Origin of the sequence: Flavobacterium ajazii (assembly GCF_010614725.1) — a bacterium.
Lineage (GTDB): Bacteria > Bacteroidota > Bacteroidia > Flavobacteriales > Flavobacteriaceae > Flavobacterium > Flavobacterium ajazii.
Window position 1 is genome coordinate 17060 of the sequence record NZ_JAAEHL010000011.1, and the last position, 26570, is coordinate 43629.

The 26570-nt window shown below is 33.6% G+C and carries 16 protein-coding genes, 1 tRNA gene and 1 pseudogene; 9 read left to right on the forward strand and 9 right to left on the reverse strand.

Annotated features, from left to right (window positions below):
- The first annotated feature begins 274 nt into the window (after positions 1-274).
- The gene (locus GWR14_RS24070; protein ID WP_163410532.1) at positions 275-520 is read left to right on the forward strand and encodes a hypothetical protein; all 246 of its coding nucleotides are present in this window, start codon (positions 275-277) and stop codon (positions 518-520) included.
- Between the two features lie 90 nt (positions 521-610).
- A pseudogene (locus GWR14_RS24075) lies at positions 611-1168 on the forward strand (hypothetical protein); the annotation flags it as partial.
- Between the two features lie 108 nt (positions 1169-1276).
- Here GWR14_RS24075 and GWR14_RS18310 read toward each other — a convergent pair.
- From GWR14_RS18310 to GWR14_RS24035, 3 genes are all read right to left on the reverse strand, one after another.
- On the reverse strand, positions 1277-1684 hold the full coding sequence (locus GWR14_RS18310) for a helix-turn-helix domain-containing protein (protein ID WP_163410535.1): 408 nt from the start codon (positions 1682-1684) through the stop codon (positions 1277-1279).
- A gap of 326 nt (positions 1685-2010) precedes the next feature.
- A complete protein-coding gene (locus GWR14_RS18315; protein WP_163410537.1) occupies positions 2011-4689 on the reverse strand; it encodes a S8 family serine peptidase in 2679 nt (892 codons plus the stop codon).
- 57 nt (positions 4690-4746) lie between these two features.
- Positions 4747-4875, reverse strand: coding sequence for a hypothetical protein (locus GWR14_RS24035; protein ID WP_262888221.1), 129 nt, complete (start codon positions 4873-4875; stop codon positions 4747-4749).
- Positions 4876-5919: 1044 nt separating this feature from the next.
- On the opposite strand from GWR14_RS24035, the gene GWR14_RS18320 reads away from it, so the two are divergent.
- The 4 genes from GWR14_RS18320 (at position 5920) to GWR14_RS18335 (ending at position 14572) form a co-directional block, all read left to right on the forward strand.
- Positions 5920-9621 (forward strand): choice-of-anchor D domain-containing protein, encoded by a 3702-nt coding sequence (locus GWR14_RS18320; RefSeq protein WP_163410539.1) that lies wholly within the window; start codon positions 5920-5922, stop codon positions 9619-9621.
- 47 nt (positions 9622-9668) lie between these two features.
- On the forward strand, positions 9669-13604 hold the full coding sequence (locus GWR14_RS18325) for a DUF6443 domain-containing protein (protein ID WP_163410540.1): 3936 nt from the start codon (positions 9669-9671) through the stop codon (positions 13602-13604).
- Positions 13605-13606: 2 nt separating this feature from the next.
- Positions 13607-13966, forward strand: coding sequence for a hypothetical protein (locus GWR14_RS18330; protein ID WP_163410542.1), 360 nt, complete (start codon positions 13607-13609; stop codon positions 13964-13966).
- Positions 13967-14107: 141 nt separating this feature from the next.
- On the forward strand, positions 14108-14572 hold the full coding sequence (locus GWR14_RS18335) for a hypothetical protein (protein ID WP_163410544.1): 465 nt from the start codon (positions 14108-14110) through the stop codon (positions 14570-14572).
- 579 nt (positions 14573-15151) lie between these two features.
- Here the strand turns inward: GWR14_RS18335 and GWR14_RS18340 are convergent.
- A tRNA-Met gene (locus GWR14_RS18340) sits at positions 15152-15224 on the reverse strand.
- A gap of 117 nt (positions 15225-15341) precedes the next feature.
- Between GWR14_RS18340 and era the strand changes: the two genes are divergently transcribed.
- The 3 genes from era to GWR14_RS18355 all read left to right on the forward strand — a co-directional run bounded on the left by era (position 15342) and on the right by GWR14_RS18355 (position 20871).
- Complete coding sequence (gene era, locus GWR14_RS18345; protein WP_163410545.1) at positions 15342-16223, forward strand: GTPase Era; 882 nt, start codon at positions 15342-15344, stop codon at positions 16221-16223.
- A 364-nt stretch (positions 16224-16587) separates the two neighbouring features.
- Positions 16588-17901 carry a ribosome biogenesis GTPase Der gene (der, locus tag GWR14_RS18350; RefSeq protein WP_163410548.1) on the forward strand — a complete coding sequence of 438 codons (1314 nt, stop codon included), beginning with the start codon at positions 16588-16590 and terminating at the stop codon, positions 17899-17901.
- Positions 17902-18057: 156 nt separating this feature from the next.
- Complete coding sequence (locus GWR14_RS18355) at positions 18058-20871, forward strand: outer membrane beta-barrel protein (protein WP_163410550.1); 2814 nt, start codon at positions 18058-18060, stop codon at positions 20869-20871.
- A 129-nt stretch (positions 20872-21000) separates the two neighbouring features.
- On the opposite strand, the gene GWR14_RS18360 is transcribed toward GWR14_RS18355, so the two are convergent.
- The 5 genes from GWR14_RS18360 to GWR14_RS18380 form a co-directional block, all read right to left on the reverse strand.
- Positions 21001-21744 carry a DUF2490 domain-containing protein gene (locus GWR14_RS18360; RefSeq protein WP_163410551.1) on the reverse strand — a complete coding sequence of 248 codons (744 nt, stop codon included), beginning with the start codon at positions 21742-21744 and terminating at the stop codon, positions 21001-21003.
- A gap of 176 nt (positions 21745-21920) precedes the next feature.
- A complete protein-coding gene (locus GWR14_RS18365) occupies positions 21921-24485 on the reverse strand; it encodes a TonB-dependent receptor (protein WP_163410553.1) in 2565 nt (854 codons plus the stop codon).
- Between the two features lie 249 nt (positions 24486-24734).
- Positions 24735-25148: an RrF2 family transcriptional regulator gene (locus tag GWR14_RS18370; RefSeq protein WP_163410554.1), complete on the reverse strand. Its 414-nt coding sequence runs from the start codon at positions 25146-25148 to the stop codon at positions 24735-24737.
- Between the two features lie 117 nt (positions 25149-25265).
- Positions 25266-26102: a TPM domain-containing protein gene (locus GWR14_RS18375; protein WP_163410556.1), complete on the reverse strand. Its 837-nt coding sequence runs from the start codon at positions 26100-26102 to the stop codon at positions 25266-25268.
- A 3-nt stretch (positions 26103-26105) separates the two neighbouring features.
- The gene (locus GWR14_RS18380) at positions 26106-26543 is read right to left on the reverse strand and encodes a TPM domain-containing protein (protein ID WP_163410557.1); all 438 of its coding nucleotides are present in this window, start codon (positions 26541-26543) and stop codon (positions 26106-26108) included.
- Positions 26544-26570 lie beyond the last annotated feature (27 nt).

A 26570-nucleotide genomic window follows, 5' to 3' on the forward strand; every position in this document is an offset into this window, starting at 1 on the left:
GGATTTAGTTAAAAACTGGATTTTCTTTTTTTTTTATCTATTAAAATATACTTTTCGAATACGGATTACAAATCCGCGTGATCGGGGGAGCTTTTTAAGGAGCTAAAATATGTTATACATACTTCTCTAGTTCTATAAAATAAAATTGGCTTTTTTGATGTTTTTTCAAATAGATTTAGAATAATCATTTTAGATTTAAAAAAAACATGTATTAGCATAACCGAGTATATTTCTATGTGTCTCTTTAAGTTATAAAAATTCAAAATAGTATCTTATGGATGTTAAGAGTGAATATCAAAATTTAAAAGAAGAATATGACGATTTCTTAATTGAAATAAAAAGGATTGTTGAAAAATTACTTAAGACGAACAATATTCCAATTGCCTTTGATATTCTAGGCAGAACTAAAACTTTAGAGTCAATAGAGGAGAAGTTGTTTGCAAAAAGATTTACGATTAAAAAAAGTATTACTGAACTTAATGATTTAGTAGGTATTCGCATTGTTTTACTTTTTCCATAATTTAAAGAGAAAGTAATTGATTTGCTATGTGATAAATTTCAATTTATTGATAGAATGCAGAAGCAAGGTTAAGTTGATAAGTTTGGCTATAATTCTGTCCATTTGATTTTAGGTATTAAAGAGGAATGGGCTAAATTATTAAATTTCGAAAATCATTCTTTAAAAAGAATTGAAATTCAGATCCGAACGATTTCTGAGCATATTTGGGCTGAAACTTCACATGTTTTATTTTATAAAAGAGAAGAAAATATTCCAAATGTTATTAGCAGAGATTTTCATAGACTGTCAGCATTATTAGAAATTATTGATGAAAATTTGCAAAACATTAAAAACAGAGTGGAGAGACACTTTCAAGAAGTCAAAGAAAATGACTATGATAAAATTCTGATGATGGACTTAAATTCTGAAACTTTCAGGAGGGTAATGTTGAAGAACTCAAATGGGGTGTACGATTATGAGGATCAAAGAAATAAAGAATTAAGTTCAAGAATTGAGAAAGATTATAATATTTTAAATGTGGGTTATTTAGATACTCTAATTGCAGATAAAATAGATTTAAACAATCTCAAATCAAATGATTTTGTTAAAAAAGTTTTAGATATACTTGATGAAGAGAAAAAAAATATTGATGATTCTCAATCAACGTAAACGGGTGTTTATATTAAATTTTTCAAGATATCAGTGATACGTAAAAAATGTTGAAACAAAAAAAGAGACTCAAAAAGTCTCTTTCTACAATTAATATTTTACAAATAATTATTTACCAATCAATTTCTCCAGCCTCATCATCATTTCATCTTTCTCCTTCAGCATACGCTCATATAAAGCAATTTTTTCTTCATGAAGTTGGATAAGTTTTTCGATCGGATTAACATTAAATGTTGCACTATGACCCGTATTTAAGAAAGCTCCATTATCAAAAGTATTAGAAATAATATTTATCGCCTGTTCTTCATCAAAATTCTGAAAAGCTTCAACAGGGATTTTCAATACAGCTGAGATTTGTTTCAGTAGATTGTCTTCAATTACATCTTTTTGCTCCAGCATAGAAATCTTCTTTTGGTTCCAGTCTTCACCCAGATCATAAGCCAATGCTTCCTGCTTGATGTTAAGCATTTCTCTAAAACGTTTTACGTTTCTTCCCTGATGTATTTTCTGTTCCATAATGAATGTTAGTTTTCTAAAGGCTCAAAGATAAAGCCATCTGCATTAAAAAGTATGAATTTCAAAGATAAAAAAATATCCTGTAAATATCTTTCCTGTCAGCTATTATATCCAAATCCGGAATAGTTTATCCTTTTGAAAGAGTGGAACTTCGGTTACATCATTTTTCCTTCTTTCGCACATTCTTTTTTTAATTCTCTGAAGGAGGTGATGAAGGCTAATACTTTCGTTTTCATCTTCCTTTATCGACAAGATTTGTCATATTGGATTTATAATAAAATTAGCCGGGTCAGAAAAATCTAACCCGGTTAAAATTATTACACTTTTTATTTTCTCTCTCTTTTCAATGGAAAGTACTGTAAGCGTTGTCCGCCTCTAATCATCCATTTATCTTTAACTAAGCCCATCTGCTGTAAATCAAAATTGAAAGCAAAATCTTTGAGATTTTTTACATTTGGTTCTTTGTTTAATTTATAACGAACTTGCAAACCGTATATTTCGTTCGGCTTCATCATAAAATCTCCAATCCATGCCCTTGGTGAAGTTATTTTGAATTCGTTACCTCTAATTTCAACTCCCTCGGATTTGCCTCCCATTTCTTTCCATTTTCTGTAAAGCCTGTCAGAAAGGATAATTGTCAAATCGCCATACTGATAAAGATTTATTTTTTTATCAGATTTAGGAATGGTAAAAACTATTTTTGTCAATTCTTCTTTGCGTGAATAATTGGCTACGAGCATTCCGGATAAACCGGCATTTCCTAATACATCATCTCTCACTATCATGTTTTTCCAGACAATATTGTTATTGTTCTGCACATTACCCCACAAATTTCCAATCACCTCAGGGAAAGTCATACCATACGGAGCAGTTGCACTTGTTTCAATTCTTGCAAGCAAACAGAAGTGGAATTGATCGGAGCCAAATGATGCATATAATGACGGATCAGGTGGAGACCAGTCAAATTGAACTATTGTTTCTCCATTTGCCGTAACCATACCAGTTGGTTTAGAACCAATTAATCCTCCCATAAGTGCTGGTGCCACTACTGAACCATCCCATGGTGCCATCCAGGATAAACCAGAAGAAGCTTTTGCCCAGTATAGTTTTAATGTTGCACTGCCAGCTACAGCACCAGAATTTCTTACCCTGACATAGACTGAGTTTGGTGAACTGGTTTTATATTCTGCGTCTTCATGTATTTGAATTCCATCATTGGTTTTTCTAACCCATATATCGTCACTTACATACATTGGGTCGCTTGTGGGATTGGGTTCGGTACCCGGGTCGTTAGGTGTGTCTTTCATCCATAATTGAGCGGACAATGCATTGAAAGCATTCAGTCTTCCGAATCCCATTTCGTTGCACCTGCCGCCAGTATAAGCAAATCCGCCAACTTTATCCGCACTGTTGGTAATATTAGTGAATACCTGTGCAGGGGTGAATGTCGGATTTACAGATAATATTAATGCGGCTACGCCTGCTACTTCCGGACAGGCTGCAGATGTTCCCCCCATTCTCCCGGTATAGTCCTGGAAATTAGTACCGGCAGCAGGAAGAAAGGCACCTACAATCGGAAGTGCCCCACCATCTGTACTCTTTGTCGAATTATATCCTGCGGTTCCGATAATATCTGTTGACCAGACTTCGAAGCTTTCACCAGCAATCTGCGAACTATATGCACGATGCGAAGGTGCTACTACATCAACTGCAGTGCTGGTCGGGCTATAGTTAGCTTGTTGATCATTTCTATCGGAAGCGCCTACGGTTATAACATTGGCAACTCCTACATTTCCAGGAAAAGTAACTATACCTGCATTACCACCATTGTGATCTGCCGTATTACCTGCAGACCAAACAACAACTGAACCTGTTCCTGACCGTCCCATTGTAATGGCATTGTTTATAGCAGCTGTAATAGCAGGAATATCAGCCGCTGAGCCATAACCCCAACTGTTAGATAAGACATCAGCGCCATTACTCCATGCAAAATTGATCGCATTTGCATAGGTAGAAGCTGCCACCATTCCAAATGGTATTCTAATAGGCATTATATTGCATAACGGAGCAATACCAGAAACTCCCTGAGTATTATCCTGCTCTGCTCCAATAATACCGGCACAACAAGTTCCGTGAGAACCATCCCCGGCCGCATCAGGATCGTTGGCATTCCCGGCTGCAAAATTGCTTCCATTTATAATCGTTAATCTTGCCGCAGGGAGATCATTATTGGTACGCTCAACACCTTCATCAATAACTGCGATTGTTATGGTATTAGAACCTCTGGTAATATCCCATGCTTCAGGTGCATCAATATCAGCATCTGCTGTTCCAAAATGTCCATCATTAGTTGCCTGTCCCGTATTATGGAGATAAAATTGATTTGGAAAAAATTGGTCGTTTGGAAAAAAACTATGTTTATAAGTCATTGCATAGAAATTTGGATGGGCAAATTTCACCAAACCTGATTCTTTAATCCTGTTTGCAACTTCCAGGGCATTCTGATCTTTTCTAACCGTGATAATAGTGAAATATTTTTCCCATGCTTGGGTTCTCCGTATTTCAACAACTTTGAATTTATCAAAAAAATCCTTCTTACCATTGTCTTTTACCTCTTTATTAAACTCAAGACAGATTTCATCAGTAACACCTATTTCCTGATTATCTCTTGTTATATAAATCGGATTCGCCGAAATCACGTCATTTTCTTTTTTAAGGATTTCAAGAGTTTTATCCAATGATTTTGTGTCTTGCAGAGTAATAATAAATACTTGTTCATCTACTTTGTCTGCCTTACCGAACTGCTCAAGTTTTCGGAACGTATCTTTCATTTCTGCCTTTGGCGAAAATTTTACAATTATTTTATTTCCTGGCGCACCAAGCGTAACTTTTTCAGTTGTTCCATAATAAAACAATCCGGTTTTTCTCTCGGGTGTACAAGATAAAACGAATAAGGATAAAAATGTTGATCCGGCGATTAACATTGTTAATAATAGCTTTTTCATAATTTTAAATCTAAAATTCTGCCTACACTAATTAGGTTTTCGGCTTCCCCTTAATTTTTATGTTGGCCTTTTGCCAAATCTTTTTTTATTGGCTGGTAAATCTGTGCCTGCACGCCAATTTTCAAAAAATACATGATAACTTTTGTTTACTTTTTCTGTAATTATCTGAATAATTTCAAAAATCATTTTGTGATAATTTTAACACGTCTTGTATTATTTATCCAAGTTAGACAAAAATAAAAACAAGAAAAAAGGGGAAAAGCACCCTTTTTTCTTGTTTTTATTGCTTTATTAAATCATTGTTTATCAGTTAATTATGTTTTTTAGGTGGTTTTTTGTTTTATTTTTTACACAAAAGTGAACGTCAGAATTTATAAAAGCCGTCAAATTTTAATGAAGAAAAATATAAAACGTTCATTTTTAATGTTTTATTAAAAAATATAAATTACAGATTTGATATTTTCTGAAAATTTGATTTACCTAACGAAACTTATTCGGGTTGTCCAAAAAATGGAGATAATGTTGAATAAAGGTTTGTTTCAGAATGATATTGAAAACAAAAAAACTAATATTTCTATAAGGATTTATTGTTGTGAGCTTTCTTTCTCCAAGGTGAGGATTGTTTTTATTACACCATGACGATTTTTGAAAATTGCCCTTTTTCTAAATTTAATTTCAGTATATAATTTGCTTTTGATAGTTTTAGTAATGTATCTGATTAGACGTTTTGTAAAATAATAATGTAACAGTCTGAAAAAAGCATAAAAAAAGCTTCAGAGAAATCTGAAGCTTTGTCTTAGTAACGGGAAGCATTAAAATATCTAACCATATTATTGAAGATTATTCCATGATTGTTGAATTTGAGTTTTAAATTTTATATTAAAAATTTCCATAATTTTTTAGGAGAAAGCCTTAATAATCTTTTACAAATCATAAAGTCTGAATTAAATTATTATAGCCATTTCAAGATAAAATTGATTTCTAAGAATTTTATATCCGTAATTAATGTTTTTATATTTTTTATTAAGATAGTTTTAAAGATTTTTTTCTCTCATAGTCACACGTCGCATTTATAAAGCAATTCAATATTTTTTAACTTTATTTAGAATTAATAAGTAAAAAAATACTTTGTAAATCCATTTTGATTGTTATTTTTGTAAATGAAAATCTTACTTTTTTAGGGTTTTTATTTTTTAAATTCAGCTATTAAAGAAAACAAACTACGATTGTATGAAGTACAAGTTACCAAAATCATTTTTTATTACTGTTAAGCTTTTATTTATTAGTTTAAAAATATTTTCGCAAGCGCCTAATTATGCGGGCGAACCAAGTATTCAAAGCCCAAATGCGACCAGCTTGGGAAAATTTGGCGATATCCCAGTTTCTCTATTTACGGGTGCGCCAAATATAAACATACCATTAACCGAAATTAAAAACGGCTCTATTATTGTCCCTATTAATTTGCAATATGATGCAGGTGGTTGTAGACCTGACCAGCATCCAACATGGGTAGGGTTGAACTGGAGTTTACAGGCGGGTGGAGTAATTAGAAGGGTAACTAATGGGAGATTTGATGAACATGTTGATAGAGATTTTGGAGTAGTTAATAGTTATTATAGCTCATATAATAAATTAGCAGTAGCTGATTGGAATACTTCATTAAACTATACTAACATTGATCTTTCACCAGATGAATTTAGTTTCGTAGTTAATAATATTTCTGGGAAATTTATGTTGGATCATGAAGGAAAATGGATTGTACAATCAAAAGAAAACATGAACTTAAAGGTGGTTCATGAGATACAAACTAATTATTCTATTAATTTGGGGTCTGGTAATACTAATATTCCTAGAAGCTTTACAAAATTTATTTTAACCGCTGGTGATGGAACGAAATATATTTTTGGAGGGCAATCAACAGCTATAGAGTTTTCAGCTCCTGCGATGCCGTCCGGGGTTGAACCATATAACAATACTTCAGCAGCATATATAGATCCTGTCGAATTAGAAAGAGGCTGGCAAAATAATATTCAACCCTCAGCATGGCACTTATCAGAAATAATCTCACCTTCTGGAAACCATATTTATTTTTATTACACAACAGATTTTAGTTTTCAACAAGTTACTTATTCTGAATTATCAAAAGGTGTATTATGTGGACCAGCTGATGATTATCACTATAACTATGATATTAATCAAAACAATAAGTATTTAATAAAAAGTGCATATCTAGACAGAATTGAAACTGATAACGGTCTTATATGTTCCTTTTCAAAATCTATATCAAATGAACTGAATTGGGTTTTTAAATCTAAAATCATGGTAGGTGATTATTTTCCAATGAAGCCATCTTATTTATATCGTTATCATAAACTAGACGGTATTGAGATAAAATTAAATGATAAAACTGCAAAAAAAATATCATTGGGCTATATAGAGAAAAGCACCGAACGTCTTAAACTGAAAGAAGTAAAATTTCTCTCAGTATCTGGTGATCAAACGGCATCTATATATAGGATTGAATATAATAATAAACTTCTTCCAAACTATAACTCAGGTTTTGAGGATCATTGGGGTTATTATAATGGGACTAATTATTGGGGTAATTTAAGTGAACAAGGAAATACATTTACCCAACTACCAAACATGGTAGATTATTATCAGTCAAGAGAAGCTAATTCAGATTTTATGGATGCCGAAATTATTACTAAAATAGTTTATCCTACAGGGGGGTATTCAAGATTTACTTTTGAACCTCATGATTATTCTAAACTTGTAAAACAAAATCCTTCTATAACATTAGAGGAATTATCAGCAAATAAAATAGCAGGCGGTTTAAGAATAAAAAAAATTGAAACATTTGATGCGTTTTCTTCTGTCCCTCAACTTAAAGAATATTTTTATATTAATAATTATCTTAATGAAGGTGCACTTTCTAGTGGTATATTATCTGGTGAACCTGTCTACTATGAAGCTGGAACACATTTGAGTAATTGGAGTTATCAATTTTATAAATTTAGTAGTAATCCTTTAGTTTATTTAAACACAACAAATGGAAATCACATCACTTATTCCCAAGTAACTGAAAAATCCAGTGAAGGTTATATTGTTTATAATTATGCTAATCAGGATAATGGTTCTTTAGACAAAGAACCATTCGCTAAGGCTAATAACTATTCTGCTATTAGTAAAAATGAAAAAAAACTTTTTGGCAAATTAGATTTAGAAAGGGGACGAGTTTTAAATACAAAGTATTATGCAGAAGATAAATTTTTATTAAAAGAGGTTACAAATGAATATAATAATGAAACTTCACGATATAATAAGTACGTAAGGTCTATTCAAGATGCACACGACCCATATAGATGTGGATATACTATAGTAGCTCTTCCTATATATACATTTTATCCATATTTAAAGAAAAAAACTAACATCGAATATTTCAGGAACGGTACGCTTAAAAACATAGAGATTAATTATACTTATGATGCTAATAGTAACTTACTTAGAACAACATCTGTCTTTAATTCTGAAGGTACTGAGATTAGAACGAAATATAAATATCCTATTGATTATACTAACGTACCTTTGGCGCCAATACCAATTTTAGATGAAATACACGATATTGCATCATTAGTATCTAATAATGTTGTAAATGTACCTATAGAAATCAACAATTCTGTTGTAAAAGCGGGGGTAGAATATATAACAGGTGGAAAACTGAATTATTATGAAGACTTAAAACTGGAAAAAACTTTCGAATTAGAAACTACCAGCTTTATTAATAGTAATGATTTCAATTTTTCAACCGCTAATCCATCAGGCTTTATATTTGACAGCAGATATAAAGAAAAGATATTTTTCTCAAAATATGATAATAAGGGAAATCCATTAGAAGTAAAACAAGCAGATGGCATAACAACAAGTTATGTTTGGGGTTATAATAACCAATATCCAATAGCTAAAGTAATAAATGCAAATTATCAGGATATTACAAACATCTTAGGGGCTACTAATCTAGCCAAATTGAATAACGGATATATAATAAATCCCGGGCCACCTCCAAGTAAATTGACTTTAACTGATACAGAAACACGAAGCCTATTAAATCCATTAAGAACTAATTTAGCAAATGCGGAAGTTTCTATTTTTACTTATCAGCCCCTTGCAGGTATTACCAGTCAAACAGATAGTAAAGGTTTGACTACTTACTATGAATATGACAATTTTGACAGACTTAAATTTATTAAAGATTATGCAGGAAATGTTGTAAAAGATTACAAATATAATTATAAAGAATTCAAAAGAATAAGTTTATCAACCCATAATTTAAGTTTCGATAACGTTCCTTACGGAAGTTCTGTTTCAAAAAAGATAAAAATTACAAATTCCAGTAATCTTAATTTTACAGTCAGTGGGCTAACTGTTCCAACAGGATATTCTTATATCGTTAATGGCAGTTCTACTCTTGCGCCAGGCGATTCAGTAGATATTACAATTACTTTTTCGCCTTCAATTGTAGGGAGTTATCCAGGGACCATAACAGTTTTATCTGATGCAGAAGGTTTAAACACAATTTCGGTTAACGGAAGTGGTGTAATATCTAAAATTATTAATATTTCAGGAGATTTAGATTTTGGATGGATGTTTACCCAGCCAGGCAATCCGTATGGCTGTGCCTCTAGAACTATGACAATTACCAATCAAGGTAATACTACATTGACAATCACCGGAATACAAACAGAAAATCCGTTTACAGTTAACTGGACTAATGGCACCATATCACCAGGTCAAAGCAAAAACATCACCGTTTCGTTTTGTCCACCTGATCGGCCTTATTATTTTTATGAAGCAACACTTAATGTAATTTCAGATAAAACAGCAGGTATTAGTAGTGTTCCGGTATTCGGAGCTGCAGAAACTACAAATTAGTAAAATTTCCACTAAATATCATTACGGTAAAATAATCAAAAAGATATATGAAAAATATAGGCCTATTACTATTTATCCTGTTTCCTGTTTTGCTGTTGAGTCAGACCCAAACAGAAAATTATATAAAAACTACTACTTACAAAGTAGAATCACTAACAATTATAGCTAATCCTACGAGTACACAAGCCAATCAAAGTATAACTTATTTTGATGGTTTGGGACGTCCTATTCAGGAAGTAGCTCATCAACAATCCGGATCAGGGAAAGATATAGTTGTGCCAATAGAATATGATGTTTTTGGACGTCAGATTAAAGAATATTTACCTTATGTTCCAACGGTAGCTGCTTCACTCAATTATAAAAGTACAGCCCTAACCGATGTTGGTGCATTTTATAATACAGCTGCCTACGAAAACACCTTAAACCCTTTTGCTCAAAAAGAATTTGAAGCATCTCCGCTTAATAGAGTTTTAAAACAGGCAGCACCAGGGGAAGACTGGAAACTTGGTAATGGTCATGAAATAAGATTGGACTACCAAACCAATAACGATGCAGATCAGGTAAGACGTTTTGGGGTCTCTTTTACCGGAGGCAATAAGAATAATCCATATTTAGAGGATAATGGTATTTATGCTCCTTCACAATTATATAAAACAATTACAAAAGATGAAAACTGGAAGACAAATCAAACCTATCCGGATGATCATACTACACACGAGTTTAAGGATAATCAAGATAGAATTGTTTTAAAAAGAAATTTTGATGTAGGAAAATGGCATGATACTTATTATGTATATGATGATTATGGAAACGTGACCTATGTACTGCCTCCTAAGGCTTCTACTTACAATACAATAGCACAGGCTTATAATGATCAAGTAATATTCGTTGATGCTGACTTTTTTGTAAGCATAGGCGGAGAGAGTAACTATTGTAGTATTTATGGCAATAAAACTGATAATTATTTTGGATTAAGTTTCTATGCATCAGGTTTTACATCTGGTACGATATTAAAGTCAGGTAAAATTGCTCACTTAAATTTCAGTCCCAATTTGCCTAACATGACATTAGGTAACATTATGGTGCTAAATGCAAATGGAGAGTCTGTAGTAGGGGCTACAGCTTATATTCAGGATGGTGATTTGTATTTTTCTTCGACCGGAGCATCAGTCTATCTGAATGAAGATGGAGAATTTTGGTTTCAAACGGACAATTTTGCTAATTCTGCTCTTGTAGCTTTTGATAGAACAGCTTTAAATGATCTTATTTACCAATATAAATATGACAAACGTAACCGCCTTGTAGAAAAAAAACTACCCGGTAAAGACTGGGAATATATTGTTTATGATAAACTAGACAGACCTGTTTTAACCCAGGACGCCAACTTAAGGCTTACTCAAAAGTGGTTGTTTACAAAATATGATGTATTGGGTAGGGCAGTTTATACAGGAATACACACAAACGGAACTTATGTGAATAGAATTGATATGCAAAACTATTTTGATACCCAGAATGATGTAGCTGCTAAAATGTATGAGTCAAAAGCGAGCACAGGGACAGGTTATGATAGTTCGTACTACAGTAACACTAATTTTCCAAATACTGGTATTGAAATTCATACAATTAATTATTATGATGATTATAATTTTGACACAAAAGGAGGTACACCAGTTGCTCCATTGGCTGAGACCAAAGGTTTGGCTACAGGAAATAAAGTTAGGGTATTAGGAACAGCCAGTTGGATAACGAATGTAAATGGTTATGATACAAAAGGTAGGTCAATATATAACTATAGTAAAAATGATTATTTGGGCACCACAAGCATGGTTAACAGAGAACTCGATTTTATCGGACAAACTTTAAAAAATACATCCACTCATATTAGAAATGGTGTTACGACAACCATAGAAGATACTTTTACATACGATCAGGCCGGAAGACTTACCAAACAAACACAAGCCATTAATGGGGCAGCAACACCAGAAGTAATTACTGAGAATTTTTATGATGAACTTGGACAGCTTGTTCAGAAAAAGGTCGGTGGAAAAACTACCCAAAATGGTTTACAAACGGTGGATTATAGTTACAATATTCGAGGCTGGCTGAAAGGAATAAACGATACTGATGTAATTAATAATAGTATTACCATAGGTTCTGCTGATTTATTTGGTTTTCAGATAAATTACAACAAACCATCTACAGGAACAGCATTATATAATGGAAACATCAGCCAGACTTTTTGGAAAAGTGCCAATATAATGGATATCAATTTGAAGAACTATACTTATGTATATGATGCATTGAATAGGTTTAAGACAGCCAGATATTCCGAAAATAATGTCTCAAATTCTAAGTTTGATGAAATTATTGACAAATATGATCGTAATGGGAATATTTTGAACTTAGTTCGTAATATGCAGAACCCTTATGATACAAGATGGTCAACTACTATTGATAATTTAGTTTACACTTACGACCAAGGAAATAGATTAATGAAAGTAAATGACTCCTATAAAAGCTCAACATATGGTGCTGAAGGATTTAAAGATGGAACTAATACAGGTGATGATTACAGCTATGATGCCAATGGAAATATGACTAAAGACCTAAATAAAAAAATTGGTACATCTACAACCGAAGGCATTACTTATAATCATCTGAATCTCCCAGTCAAAATAACTTTTAGTACAGGAGAAACTATTGATTACATTTATGATGCGACAGGAATTAAACAACGTAAAATAATAAGTACGGGAACTACAACAGATTATGCGAATGGATTTCAATATGAAACGAATCAATATGAAAGTAATGTACTTAAATTTTTAGCGCAGCCAGAGGGATATGTAGCATATAATTCCGGAACTTTTAATTATATTTACCAATACAAGGATCATTTGGGGAATGTGCGTTTGAGTTATAAAGATGTTAGTCTAACAAATACACCCTCGTTACAAATTGTAGAAGAAAACAATTATTATCCATTTGGGTTAAAGCATAAGGACGGTAATAATATAGTTAATTCAACCAGTGCTGCTTATAAATATAAGTTCCAAGGTCAGGAGCTCCAAGACGAGCTGGGGCTTAACTTCTACGACTATGGTGCACGTAATTATGAACCCTCACTTGGACGTTGGGTGAATATTGATCCGTTGGCAGAACTTTACAGAAGATGGTCGCCATACAATTATTGTATAAATAATCCTGTTAGTTTTGTTGATCCTGATGGTATGGGAGTAAGTGATACTAAAAATGATGCAGGTGAATCGGTTTCTATAAAAACGGAAGACACAGGAGGAACTTCAGGGCCTACTGATCCTCCTCGAGCGCCAGGAACTGGCACCAGTACAGGAAATATGCAAGGTCGTCTTCCTAATGGCTCGCCAAATGGAGTAGATTTACCAGCTGAACAATTGAAAGAAGTTGTTGTCACTAGGGATAAAAGTTCAAGTTCTTCATCAACTACAGATATTATTTCTAATTCGATATCAAATTTTTGGAATAGCCCTGCTGCAAGAGCAGTTTTTCCTGATAGAATATATGTAAGTATTTCATACAACGCTAATCCATATGTAGGGACATCTACCGATTTTTCTTTAAATTGGATTACTCGGGGCAATGATGCAAGTTTTGCTCCATATGCTGTAACAACAGTGGCAGGGACAGTAGGTCAAGCAAATGGTGGAATTGGAGTCGGTGGAGGATCAGGGTATTTTCCTACAAAAGATATGCGATCTTTACCTGCAGGCACGGCTTCAAATGCAATGTTAGGTTGGGGCATTACAGGCACTGCTTTTGGAGCAATGCATGGAGGAAGAGTTTCATTAAATGGTTCAATAGGTATAAATGGCACTCCTACTAATCCTACTGGTATTTCATGGATAACTGTGGGTGCATCAGTTGGAGCAGGTACTCCGGGAAAAGGATTTTATGGTGGTATTTCTTATTCAACACCTTCATTTGGAACAAAAAAAGAATTTTAATTATGAAGAAAGGAATTTTAATGTTAATTTTATTTCTATTAATATTTGTTGGATATGTTTTTATAAATGTATTTATAAAATCACGCCAAGAGTATGCGGCGAAATACGATTTTATTATAAGCAATATTGAAAAAGATGCTAAAGGTGATTTAATATTTTATGACAACCTTGATCTTAAATATTCTTTTGCAAGTTATAGATTTAGTAAATGGGACAAATTAGGAATTTCAGTTGGAGATAGAGTTTTTAAAGATCATTATTCAGAAAACATGTTTATAAGTCGTAAAATAGGAGAAATATATAAGGTCTATTATGTTCAAAAACCTAATGGTATGATTCCTTTTTCTTTTTATTCAAGATAGAGCATGCAATATGAATGCATAATTTAAAAAGAATAATAGATTCAACTCAATGGAATTAAGCGAAAACAATTTTTAAAAATCTACTTTTGCTTTAATTAATTAAAATTGATTTTGCTTATACAAGCATAAGATTTAAAAAGTATGAAAAAAGTATTAAAAATTATTGCAATCATTTTAGGATTTATTATTTTAATAATTGGAACATTTATTTTTATTGGATGGCGAAAAATGCAGAAATTAGACTTAGCGCAGGAAAAGGCAAATTACATTATGGATAATCTTGACAGACCAAATATTGGAAAAAAATTCCCTATCAAATATTTTCCTAGGGAAAAGCTAGACCCAGTTCTTAAAATGATTAGACAAAATTGCGATTGGAAAAATAAGGATGGTAAATTTGTAGATTTTTTTACAACTAAAAATATTAACGGAACTGACCAAACTGCATTTATTTACGAATATTATATGAGATGTGATAGTTTGAGATTTATCCTTTCGTTTAATGTAGAAGATGATCCAGAATTGATGGGGCTAAATTTTGAACCACTTGAAAAGGAAAATTCAATGATAATCTTTCCAGAAAAACAATTAAAGTACCGAAAATGAAAGTTTGCTAAAGACGATTATGTTGATTGGTAGATCATCCAAATAATTGGATAGTGTTTCAGATTAAGTGTTTTTTGAAAAATAACAATATAACTAATTGAAAAAGAATATAATTTTTATAAGGTTTTAGATCTTTGAGAGACGACCAAGAGGTCGTCTCTTTTGTTTTTTTGACTTTTAGCAAGCTTTAAAATGCTTTTACTACACCTTAGTGTTTCAAATTAGGTCATGAAAATAAAAGTAATTCTTGCAATGGTATAAGTAAGGTAATTAAAGACTAAAAACGAAAAAATGAAATAAAGACTGGTGGTTACTAATATTACTAATCTGTACAATCATGATTAAAAGGAACTATTTCGAATTTGTATGTATTTAAGGCTTTATGTAAACTTTAAGAAATAGTAGAATTTTATAATCAAAGCTTAAAACTTCCAATAAAAATATATGTACAGTTATCTTGAAAAAAAATGCACCATGTCTAACTGGTTTAATAAGGTATATTTCGAATATAAACGGTACGAGACCCGAGACCCGGTATGATAAAAAAAAGCTCCAGATTTTTCTGAAGCTTTATACTTGTAGCGGGAACAGGACTCGAACCTGTGACCTTCGGGTTATGAGCCCGACGAGCTGCCTACTGCTCTATCCCGCGATGTTTCGGGTGCAAAGATACGTCGATTTTTTAGATTTCCAACGAAAACTTAAAAAAATGTTTTATTTCCTGTATTAACTTGATATGACTACCTTTGCATCTAAAAATAATACACAAATGTCACATAAAGCAGGATTCGTAAACATTATCGGAAATCCAAATGTTGGAAAATCAACTCTTATGAACGCCTTCGTTGGAGAAAGATTATCCATTATTACATCAAAAGCACAAACTACACGTCATAGAATCTTAGGAATCGTAAACGGAGAAGACTTTCAATTGGTTTTGTCTGATACTCCGGGAATTATCAAACCGGCTTACGAAATGCAGGAATCGATGATGAACTTCGTAAAATCTGCTTTTGAAGATGCTGACATTTTAATCTACATGGTCGAAATAGGTGAGCAGGATCTTAAAGATGAAGATTTCTTCAAGAAAATCATTCACGCTAAGATTCCGGTTTTATTACTTTTAAATAAAATCGATAATTCGAATCAGGAACAGTTAGAGCAACAAGTTACTTTTTGGAAAGAAAAAGTACCAAATGCAGAAATTTTTCCAATATCGGCTTTGCAAAACTTCAACGTTCCGGAAGTTTTTGGAAGAATCATAGAATTGTTACCAGAGTCTCCGGCTTATTATCCAAAAGACCAATTAACGGACAAACCGGAACGTTTTTTCGTAAACGAAACCATTCGTGAAAAAATCTTATTGAACTACAGCAAAGAGATTCCGTATGCAGTTGAAATCGTAACAGAAGAATTTCATGAAACCGAAAGTATTATCCGAATCCGTTCGGTAATTATGGTGGAGCGCGATACCCAAAAAGGAATCATCATTGGTCATAAAGGGGCAGCTTTAAAGAAAGTCGGAACTGATGCCCGTGTCGATTTAGAGAAATTCTTCGGAAAACAAATTCATATTGAATTGTATGTAAAAGTGAATAAAAATTGGAGAAGCAATGCCAATATGCTGAAAAGATTCGGGTATAATTCGTAGGGACAGGTCGAGACCTGTCTGAATCTAGGGAATATGTCGTAATCTGTTCGAATACAGGGGGGACAGGTCGCGACCTGTCCGTACAGAATAAAATTAATTTTCCCGAATGCCCTAGCCCAGATGGTAACGGCATCCTTTTGTGGCGGGGTTCGCCACAAAAGATATAGTGGACAGCTGGATTAGCTCCTGAAAATTATACAAATTAGAATAAAAACTTAGGTACTTATAAACTTAGCATCTCAGCAACTTTTTTTAACTACCTTTGCAAAAAATTTAAATAAGGTATTTTAGATTTATAATTTATTGTGATTTAGTCAGAAACGAAATCTAAATTGTGAATCTGAAATCTAAAATTCAAAAAAAAATGAGTAATAACATTGTTGCGATAGTAGGAAGACCTAATGTGGGGAAATCAACCCTGTTTAATAGGCTGATACAAAGAAGAGAAGCTATTGTAGATTCAGTATCTGGGGTTACCCGTGATAGAAACTATGGTAAAAGCGAGTGGAACGGAAAAGAGTTTTCTGTCATTGATACAGGTGGATACGTTCGGGGGTCTGATGACGTTTTCGAAGGTGAAATCCGTAAACAGGTAGAGCTTGCTATCGACGAAGCCGATGTTATTATTTTTGTAGTTGATGTTGAAGAAGGTATTACACCAATGGATGAAACGGTCGCTAAATTACTTCGTAAAGTAACAAAACCGGTTTTATTGGCTGTAAATAAGGTTGATAATGCCATGCGTGAGAAAGATGCTGTAGAATTTTATAATCTTGGTTTAGGAGATTATTATACTTTCGCCAGTATCTCAGGAAGCGGAACAGGAGATTTATTAGATGCTTTAATTGAAGCATTTCCGGAAAAACCAGAGCCTGTTAAAGAAGAAGTCGTTTTGCCTCGTTTTGCAGTTGTAGGTCGTCCTAATGCAGGGAAATCCAGTTTTATAAACGCACTTATTGGTCAGGATCGTTTTATGGTTACTGATATTGCAGGAACGACTCGTGATGCAATTGATACTAAATTTGACCGTTTTGGTTTCGAATTTAATCTGGTTGATACTGCGGGAATTCGCCGTAAAGCAAAAGTAAAAGAAGATTTAGAGTTTTACTCAGTAATGCGTTCTGTTCGTGCTATTGAGCATGCTGATATTTGTATTTTGGTTATTGATGCAACACGTGGTTTTGAAAGTCAGGATCAAAATATTTTTTGGCTAGCTGTTAAAAACCGAAAAGGAGTAGTGGTTTTGGTAAATAAATGGGACTTGGTAGAAAAAGATACGATGTCTTCCCGTGACTATGCCGAAAAAATTAAGAAAGAATTATTGCCATTTACAGATGTGCCAATTTTATTTGTATCTGCATTAACAAAACAGCGTTTGCTAAAAGCGTTGGAAACTTCAGTTCAGGTTTTTGAAAACAGAAAACAAAGAATTTCTACTTCGAAATTCAATGAATACATGTTGAAGGTTATTGAATCTTACCCGCCGCCAGCGACAAAAGGGAAGTATGTAAAAATTAAATATTGTATGCAGTTACCAACAGATACACCGCAATTTGTGTTTTTTGCCAACCTGCCGCAATATGTAAAAGAACCTTATAAGCGTTATTTAGAGAATAAAATTAGAGAAAATTGGGACTTTTCAGGAGCACCAATTGACATTTATATCAGAGAAAAATAAAAATTTTAAAAGTCCCGTTTGGGACTTTTTTTATGTCTTTTTTTAAGTAAAAATAGATTTGGTTTTACGAAATGGCATCATATTTGGTTAAATGTGGAATTCACAATTAAACCATTTGCTTCTTTGGAAGTCTTATAGTTCTAACCAAACATTTTTATGACCAGAATTTATTACTTTTTACTGCTTTTTATTTTTGCTTATTCGGCTAATGCTCAGAATGATATTGTTCTTAAAGGTACCGTACTTGATATTAATACGCAGCTGCCGGTCGAATTAGCTACCGTTTATTTTACCACGGTTAAAGATTCCACGGTTATTGATTACGCAACAACAGATAAGAACGGATTCTTCAGATTAAATACAAAAAAACTTGATAAACCGGTTTTCCTTAAAATAAATTATTTAGGATATCAAACTTATACGGAAGAGCAAAATGGTCTTTTGGAAAGTAAAGATTTTGGCAAATTATATCTGCTCGAAAGTGTAAATACTTTAAATGAAGTCGTAGTTAAAAGCGAGGCTCCGCCAATCCGTATGAAACAGGATACCTTAGAATACAATGCTGCTTCTTATAAAGTTCGTCCGGATGCAAACGTAGAGACTTTATTAAAACAATTACCTGGTTTTGATATCGACGATGCCGGAAAAATTATGGTTAACGGAAGAGAAGTAAATCAGCTGCTGGTGAACGGAAAACCTTTTTTTGACAGAGATGGTGCAATTGCGCTGAAAAATTTGCCTGCCGAGATTATTCAAAAAGTCCAGGTTTCTGATTTTAAAACCAAAAAAGAAGAATTATCCAAACAAGAATCTACATCAGATTATTCGAGTATCAACCTTACTATTGATGAAAAGAAAAACAAAGGCTACTTCGGAAAAATCCTGGGTGGATATGGCTCTGACGATCGTTATGAAAGCAGCCTGCTTATAAATTTCTTTAATAACAAACAGAAAATCAGTATTCTGGGGTCTTCAAATAATATCAACTCAACCGGTTTTGCTCAGGATGAGGTATTTGACAGTATGGGCGGAGGCAGAACCACCAGAGGAGGCAGAAGCTCAGGAGGATCGGGTAAGGGAATTACTCAGTCTAATTTATTGGGTGTTAATTATTCTGATGACTGGACAGAAAAACTCCTGGCTACCGGAAGTTACAACTTTTCGAATACAATTAATAAAAACGAAAGTAACTCCAATGAAATGAGTATTTTACCTACAGGAAATAACTATACAGTTGCTGGTTCTGAAACTCGAAATGAAAGCACCGGAAATACTGCAAACTTTGAGTTGGAGTGCAAAATAGACCCAACTACACGTCTTGTTATTACTCCAAATGTTGGGCAGACACGTTCAAATGGAAAATCGGATTCGTCGAGTACCACTACGTTGGATGATGAAAATGGAGAGCTTTTGAATAATAGTGAAGCAAAATCATACAAAGAAACAACTGCAACTAATTTTGCAAATACAATCAATTTTAATAAAGCTTTTGAGAAAAAAGCACGAAATATGAGTTTTGTTTTTTCAAACAATAATACCAAAAATGATTCAGATGGGTTTAATGATTCAAATACTTTTTTTACTAAGGAACCGGAAAAAAATGTTGATCGATACCAAAAAACAAATGGTAGAAATGTTTCCGACTCTTATTCATTAGATTTAGAATATACAGAGCCAATTACAGATTCTCTAAGAGTACGCTTTGGTTCTGATTTTGATTGGCAAAGTTCATCAAATGACCAGCAAACCTATGATGTAGATCGTGATACTGGTGAGATTATAGATTTGAATTCTTCGTTAACAACTTATACAATGTCTTCACAAAATTCGGTAGCGCCAAAAGTTGGAATAACATTGCGAAAAAATAATTATACACTAAATCTGGATTCTAGAACCTCTATTGTCAATTTTGATAATTATTCGTTATATATGGGCAATGAAACACAGTTGAATAAAAAGTACGCCTTACCTTTTGCATCGGCTCAATTGCGATATAAATTTAGTAAGTCTAAGAATTTGACATTAAAATACGATTACTCTAATGCAATACCTTCAGCAAATTATTTAATGCCTATCGCCAATTTGAATAATCCATTGAATAGTATCGTTGGTAATCCAAATTTAGATCCTATTGAGAAAAATTCGATGAATTTTAATTTTAGGAATTTCGATTTCCGTACTCGTTCCGGTTATGCTTTTTCGCTAAAAGGAGATTATTTTAATAATGATATTGTTTCGACTTCTGTCTTTGATGTAAATGGTAAAAGAACAACAACCTATATAAATATTTCAGGTAATTATTCTCTTTCTGCTGGAGTAAACTGGAATCAGTCGATTAAAAGAGATGCGCACGTTTTACGATATGGAATTGGCGTAAACGGGAGCTATAATTTTGATAAAGGATATACAAATGCGGTTTTATATAATGCTAAATCAACAGCAATTTCACCTAAATTATATTTCACTTATGAATATGGTGAATTGCTGACTATTTCTCCATCTTACGGATTGTCATTTAATGAAACACATTACGAAAATACTTCTGCGACTTCGACTTCAACAGTTGTGCACAGGGCAAATTTGCAAACGACAACATACTGGCCAGCAAATTTAATTTTTGGAAATGATTTTGGATATACCTATAATTCGAATCTTTCGGATGATTTTAAAAAGGATTTTTATTTGTGGAATACCAGTTTATCATATGGTTTTTTAAACAAAACATTATATGCTAAAATAAAAGTGTATGATGTGCTCAATCAGAACCAAAGTGCTACAAGAAGCATTTCTGCTACTTCGGTGCGTGATGAACAAAATACCGTTTTGAAACGTTATGTAATGTTTTCGGTAGCCTATAAAATCGGAAATTTTGCTGGTGAAAAAGCTTTAAAAAGAAGAGGTGGAGAGCGTGGAGAACGAGGTGAAGGTGGTTATAGAGAAGACCGTGGGGGAAGAGAAAGAGAAGATTAATTTTGAATTTTAAACTTAAAGATAAAGCTTCAACAAAAATATAAACTCCGGCTAAGCTGGAGTTTTTTATTGCGTGTTCATAAGTGATACAATATTGGAATTTGGAATTTCAATAATTGGAATTTAGTTCTATGATTTTATTTTTCTGTTGATTCTGTGATAAACGGTAAAACGGATAATATCCCTGTCGTAAAAATCAACACCGCTTGCCCGTCTCTGAAAGTTTTTCAGGTAACCTAATTCTAAACCAATATTAGGATTAAAATGATAACGCAGGGCAGCATAAAAACGGTTTTGGTCAAAAGTATTTTTCTTATTGTCTTTACCGTGATTGAATAAAATTTCATCAGAGATAGTTCCTTTTAGGCTTCTTTTTTCTTTTTCCCAAAGTGTAAAAGTCGATTGCAGGCGATATCTGAATCGAAAAGCAAAAGAAAATTCATTTAATAATGAAGTTTTATCTGCTTTTTGTATAAATCGTTCTTCGAGCTGAAAACGGTTATGGAAGGTGATTTTTGCAAGATCATTTATAAAAGTAATATCCTGCTGGATACGATATTCGGGTATTGAAAATTCAGGATCTGATACCGGTGTCTGGGTATTAACGCTAAAATAAGCAAATCCACCTCCTAAATCTACATGCTGACCCGCACGATATCTTCCCTGTGTTCTGAAAACAAATACATTTTCATGAACAGGATTTATAAAGCTTCTGTTATCAAGTTCAGAATGCAGTGACCATTTCTCAGATAGGGGGAAAATATTGTAATACCGAATCCATGTCAGAGTCTGGTGTTCAATGTTTTTTTTGCTTTGCGCTAAAGAAAACTGACTAAAAAACGCTAAAAAAAGTATGAATTTTAAAAATTTCATTTGTCCTCGTAAATTCAGGCTGCGAATATATACAAATGAAGGGTGATTTATAACGAGTGATGCGTTTTTTAAATTTGATTTAAATTCTATTTTGTGATTTCAGATGAATTATAAAAAAACGGGATGTGCCTTTTAAAAGCACATCCCGTTTAACCAAACTAACTTTCTTTATATTATTATAGCGAATATTTTAAAGTAATTCCATAAGTTCTTTGATCACCCAATACAGCTGCATAGTGTCCTGCGTTTCCACCGGCAGGTAATAATTGCTCGTAGTAATCTTTGTTTAAGAGATTACGTCCCCAAAAGTGAACTGATAATCCTTGTGATGCACGGAAACCTAAACGTGCATTGAAAATAGCATATCCGGGAACTACTAAATATTTTGAAGCCGAAGGGCTTGAAGAGAATTCAGAACGTGCGTAAGAATCTATTCCAAGGAAAATTTTTCCTGCGTTTCCAAAAAATCTTGCATTATCTGAAAGCTCACCTCCTAAAGATCCTGCCCATCTTGATACACCCGGCAAGTCAGTCCCGGAAACATCTTTATAAGCTACCTGAACTCCATCAACAACAAGTCCTGTATCTTCTAATGGAAGCGGTGCATTGGTAAATTTAACATATGTACCTTCTGTATAAGTGGCTGCTGCATTTATTGTTAAATGCTTGCTGAAAACAAAACTGGCATCCAATTCAGCACCTCTTACACGTACTTCATCAGCATTGGCCAGATAACCACGGTTTACACCTAATTCAGCAGCCTGAACGTTGGTTTGATAATCTTTGATATTAGTGTTAAAGAACGTTAAGTTGAAGATTGAGTTTTGAAACGGAGATGTTTTAACTCCAACCTCAAAATGATTTACTTTTTCAGGCTTAATTACTGCAAGTTCAGTCATTGGTTGTCCTGAAGAATTTGATGGAAGACCAGCTACGTTAACTCCGACAGGTTTGTAACTTTTAGCGTAAGTTCCATAAAAATTAATTTTATCTGAAGCTTTAAAGGTAAGTGTTATATTTCCGGAAAAGTCTGTGTTGTCTGTATCTGAGTCAAACGCCTGATCAGAGTAAACTGATTTTTTCAAAGCCAGTAAGGCTGGATCTGTAGTTTGAAGACCTCCATAAGTTTTACGGGCATAATGTGCATCTTTTTTATCAAAGTTATATCTTAAGCCTGGTAAAACATGGAAACGATCTGTAATTGCCCAATCGATTTGGCCAAAAACGGCAGCACTGGAAGCTCTGATTCTTGCATCAGTTTTGATTCCGTATCCTTCAAAAAGACCAGGTGTTTTCCATAATGGGCTGGTAGTGCTTTGAGAAAATCTCCATTGAGCATCACCAGATTCTTCCGTACCATCAGTTTGTGATGTCTGGTCGATAAAGAAAACTCCTGCCACACCACTAATTTTAGATGTAAGCTGACCTGCATAACGAACTTCCTGAGTTACTTGTGTTTGTCTTGTAGGGTTTTGTGACTTTGCTAAAACCTGTAACCCTGTAAAATCCCTGTCATTTGATGGATCCCAATTCCAAAAACGCCATGCTGTTGTTGAAGTTAAAGTTCCACCTCCAATTTTTGTGTCAACGTTAAGAGAGAATCCACCCATATCTTGTCCCGAACGCCAAGGTGTATCCTGGTCGATTTTTCGGTCAAAAGCATTTAAACTAGGTAATTGATAGTTCAAATCAGCGATGATAGCATTAAACTGACGATAAGCTGCTCTTTTGGTTGGTGCAACACCAGCTACTACCTGAGCATATCCGTCAGGGCGTTGTGTTGTAATATCGGCAGCAAATATAATATTTGTATTTTCTGATGGAGTATAAAGTAACTGACCTCTGATTCCCTGATTGTTTAAGGTATTTGTTGCTCTTCCTGTTGCAATGTTGTCAACTAGACCATCACGCTGAGTGCCTGAAAAGGACAAACGACCGGCTACTTTTTTACCCAAGGCTCCTGTAACAGACGCTTTCGCCTGAAGGAAAGCATAGTTTCCGTAGCTTACTTCAAAATCAGCTCCTGAAGTAAAACTTGGTTTACGTGTAGTGATGTTAAAGGCTCCTGAAGTAGTATTTTTTCCGAATAATGAACCCTGTGGGCCACGTAATACCTCAATTTGCTCAACATCAATAAAATCTAGTGTAGTTGCAGCGGGACGTGCATAATAAACTCCATCTACATAGAAACCTACTCCCGGATCGATACCATCATTAGTAAGTCCGTATGGAGAACCTAAACCACGAATATTAATTCCTGTATTTCTTGGGTTAGACGAATATAATTGTACTGATGGAACCAATTCTTTTATACGATTTACGTTAAAAGCTCCGGCTTGCTCAGCTTGTTTTCCGGTTACAACAGAAACTGCAATCGGAATATCCTGAACTTTTTCTATTCTGCGTCTTGATGAAACCACAACTTCAATAAGTTCATTTTCTTCTCTTAATGCAATTTGTAAAAGAGGTGCTGGTAAAGCAGTAATTTCTACCTCGGCAGTTTTATAACCTACGTATTGAACTAATACGGTTAAAGGAAGTTTTTTTTCTTTTGTATCCAGACTAAAGTGTCCGCTAGCATCAGTAGTTGTGTTTATTGTTGTTCCTTTTACGACCACATTGGCAGCTTCTAAAGGATTTTTTTCTGAATCTGTAATTGTTCCTTCAATGTTTTGTGCGAATGAAACAGAGAAAGTTAAAATTGAAAGTATTGTAAATATATTTTTGATAGAATTTTTCATTTTTATATTATGTATATGTGATTAGTAGAATTTAGGATTAAATTTTTTTACCAGCACATACACATCATAGAAGAATTGTTTTTCACAGCAGTGAAGTTTTTATAATTACTTTTTTGCAAAAGACTTTTAGATACATAAGACTTACTTAATTTTTCTTTCATTGGTCAAAATTTGTAAATGATTTGTTAATTATTTTTTGCAAATATATATAAAATCTATCTACTTGGTAGGGTTTTGAGTAAAATTTTTTTATTTTTTTATTAATGAAGCGATTGTGATGTTCTGCATTGCCTTTAAAGTTTCATTACGAATAATCATCAAACCGTGGCGCAGACTGCATTCCTCCTCAGTTTTACAATCAGAACAAGGCTCGTAAAAATTTAAAGAAGCACATGGCAAAAGAGCAATTGCACCGTCAAATAATCGGTGAATTTCTGCCAAAGTAATGTCATTTTTCGATTTTATAAGGTAATAGCCGCCAAATTTTCCCTGCTTGCTGCTCACAAAACGGCCTCGTTTTAGGTCCAGTAAAATCTGCTCTAAAAACTTTTTAGGAATATTAGCACCTTCAGCAATTTCTATAGTTTTAGAAATGTGATTTTCGTCCTGTTCTGCTAAATAAAGTAGGGCTTTAAGGGCGTATTTTGCTTTATGTGATAACATCTATTTTTAATTATGAATTGTGAATTATAAATTATGAATTAAATTTTGAAGCTAAAAATATTTTCAAAGATAACTTGAAATTTCAAACAAAACTTAAAACCTGAAACAAAATTTAATTTACCAGCTTCCACCTGAACCTCCACCAGAGAATCCGCCTCCGCCAAATCCTCCACCGAAACCTCCGCCTCCGCCAAAACCACCTCCCGATGATCCTCCGCCGAAGCCTCCAAATCCGCCTCCTCCGCTTCTTCCGAGGTTGCTAAGGATGATTACATCAAGCAGGCTTGGACCTCCGCCACTATTGTTGCCAGAATTTCCTCCGCCTCCTTTTTTATTTCGTGCCAGTAAAATTAATATAATTACGACAATAACAATAAAAGGCAGTATCGGAAAGTCTTTTCCTTTGGCTTTTTGTTTTCTTTCTCCTTTATATTTTCCTTTAAAAACATCAAAAAGAGCATCTGCACCTTTATCAAGTCCTCGGTAATAACTTCCTGCTTTAAATTCAGGAATGATTATATTTCGTGTGATTTCTCCGCCAATTCCGGCTGTTAGTCTGTCTTCGAGTCCGTAACCAGGCGAAATCCAGATCTTTCTTTCGGTTTTAGCAAGCAGAATCAAAACACCATTGTCTTCTTTTGCCTGTCCGATACCCCATTGATGCGCCCATTTTGGAGTAAGAATTCCAATATCTTCTCCTTTTAAACTTTCAATGGTAATAACGACAATCTGTGTAGAAGTCGAATCTGAATAACGAACTAATTTTTCTTCTAATTGTGTTTTTTCAGAAGCATTTAGGATATTAGCATAATCATAAACAGAAGTCTGAAAACTTGGTTTTTCAGGAATTGTAAATTGTGAAAATCCTGAAGTACAGATTAAAAAAGCAATTAGTAAAAAGGTAAATCGAAAAACTCCTTTGGAATTAGATATTTTGTTTTTGGAAATTTTCATCATTTATCCTTTTGAGATTTCGTTAGATAATTCGTTTGTATCGCCTTCAGACCAAGGGAAGTATTTTTTTAACTGTTCACCGGCATTTAAAATTCCGTCAACAATACCTTGTTTGAATTTACCGGCTTTAAATTGTTCTGTCATTTTGTCTTTGGTGCAATCCCAAAAATCATCTGCAACCAGATCATTTATGCCTTTGTCACCGCAAACAACAAAGTTTTTATCATCAACTGCAAAATAGAATAAAACACCATTTTGAAGCTGGGTTTCATCCATACGCAATTCATGAAAAACTTCTAAAGCCCGGTCAAAATGGGCTTTAGAAGTTGTTTTTTCTATATGAACTCTAATTTCGCCAGAAGTATTTTTTTCAGCCACGCGAATAGCTTCAACAATTTCCTGCTCTTCTTCTTTGGTTAAAAAATCTTCTACTTTTGACATTTGAATTATTTTAGAGTTATAATTTTT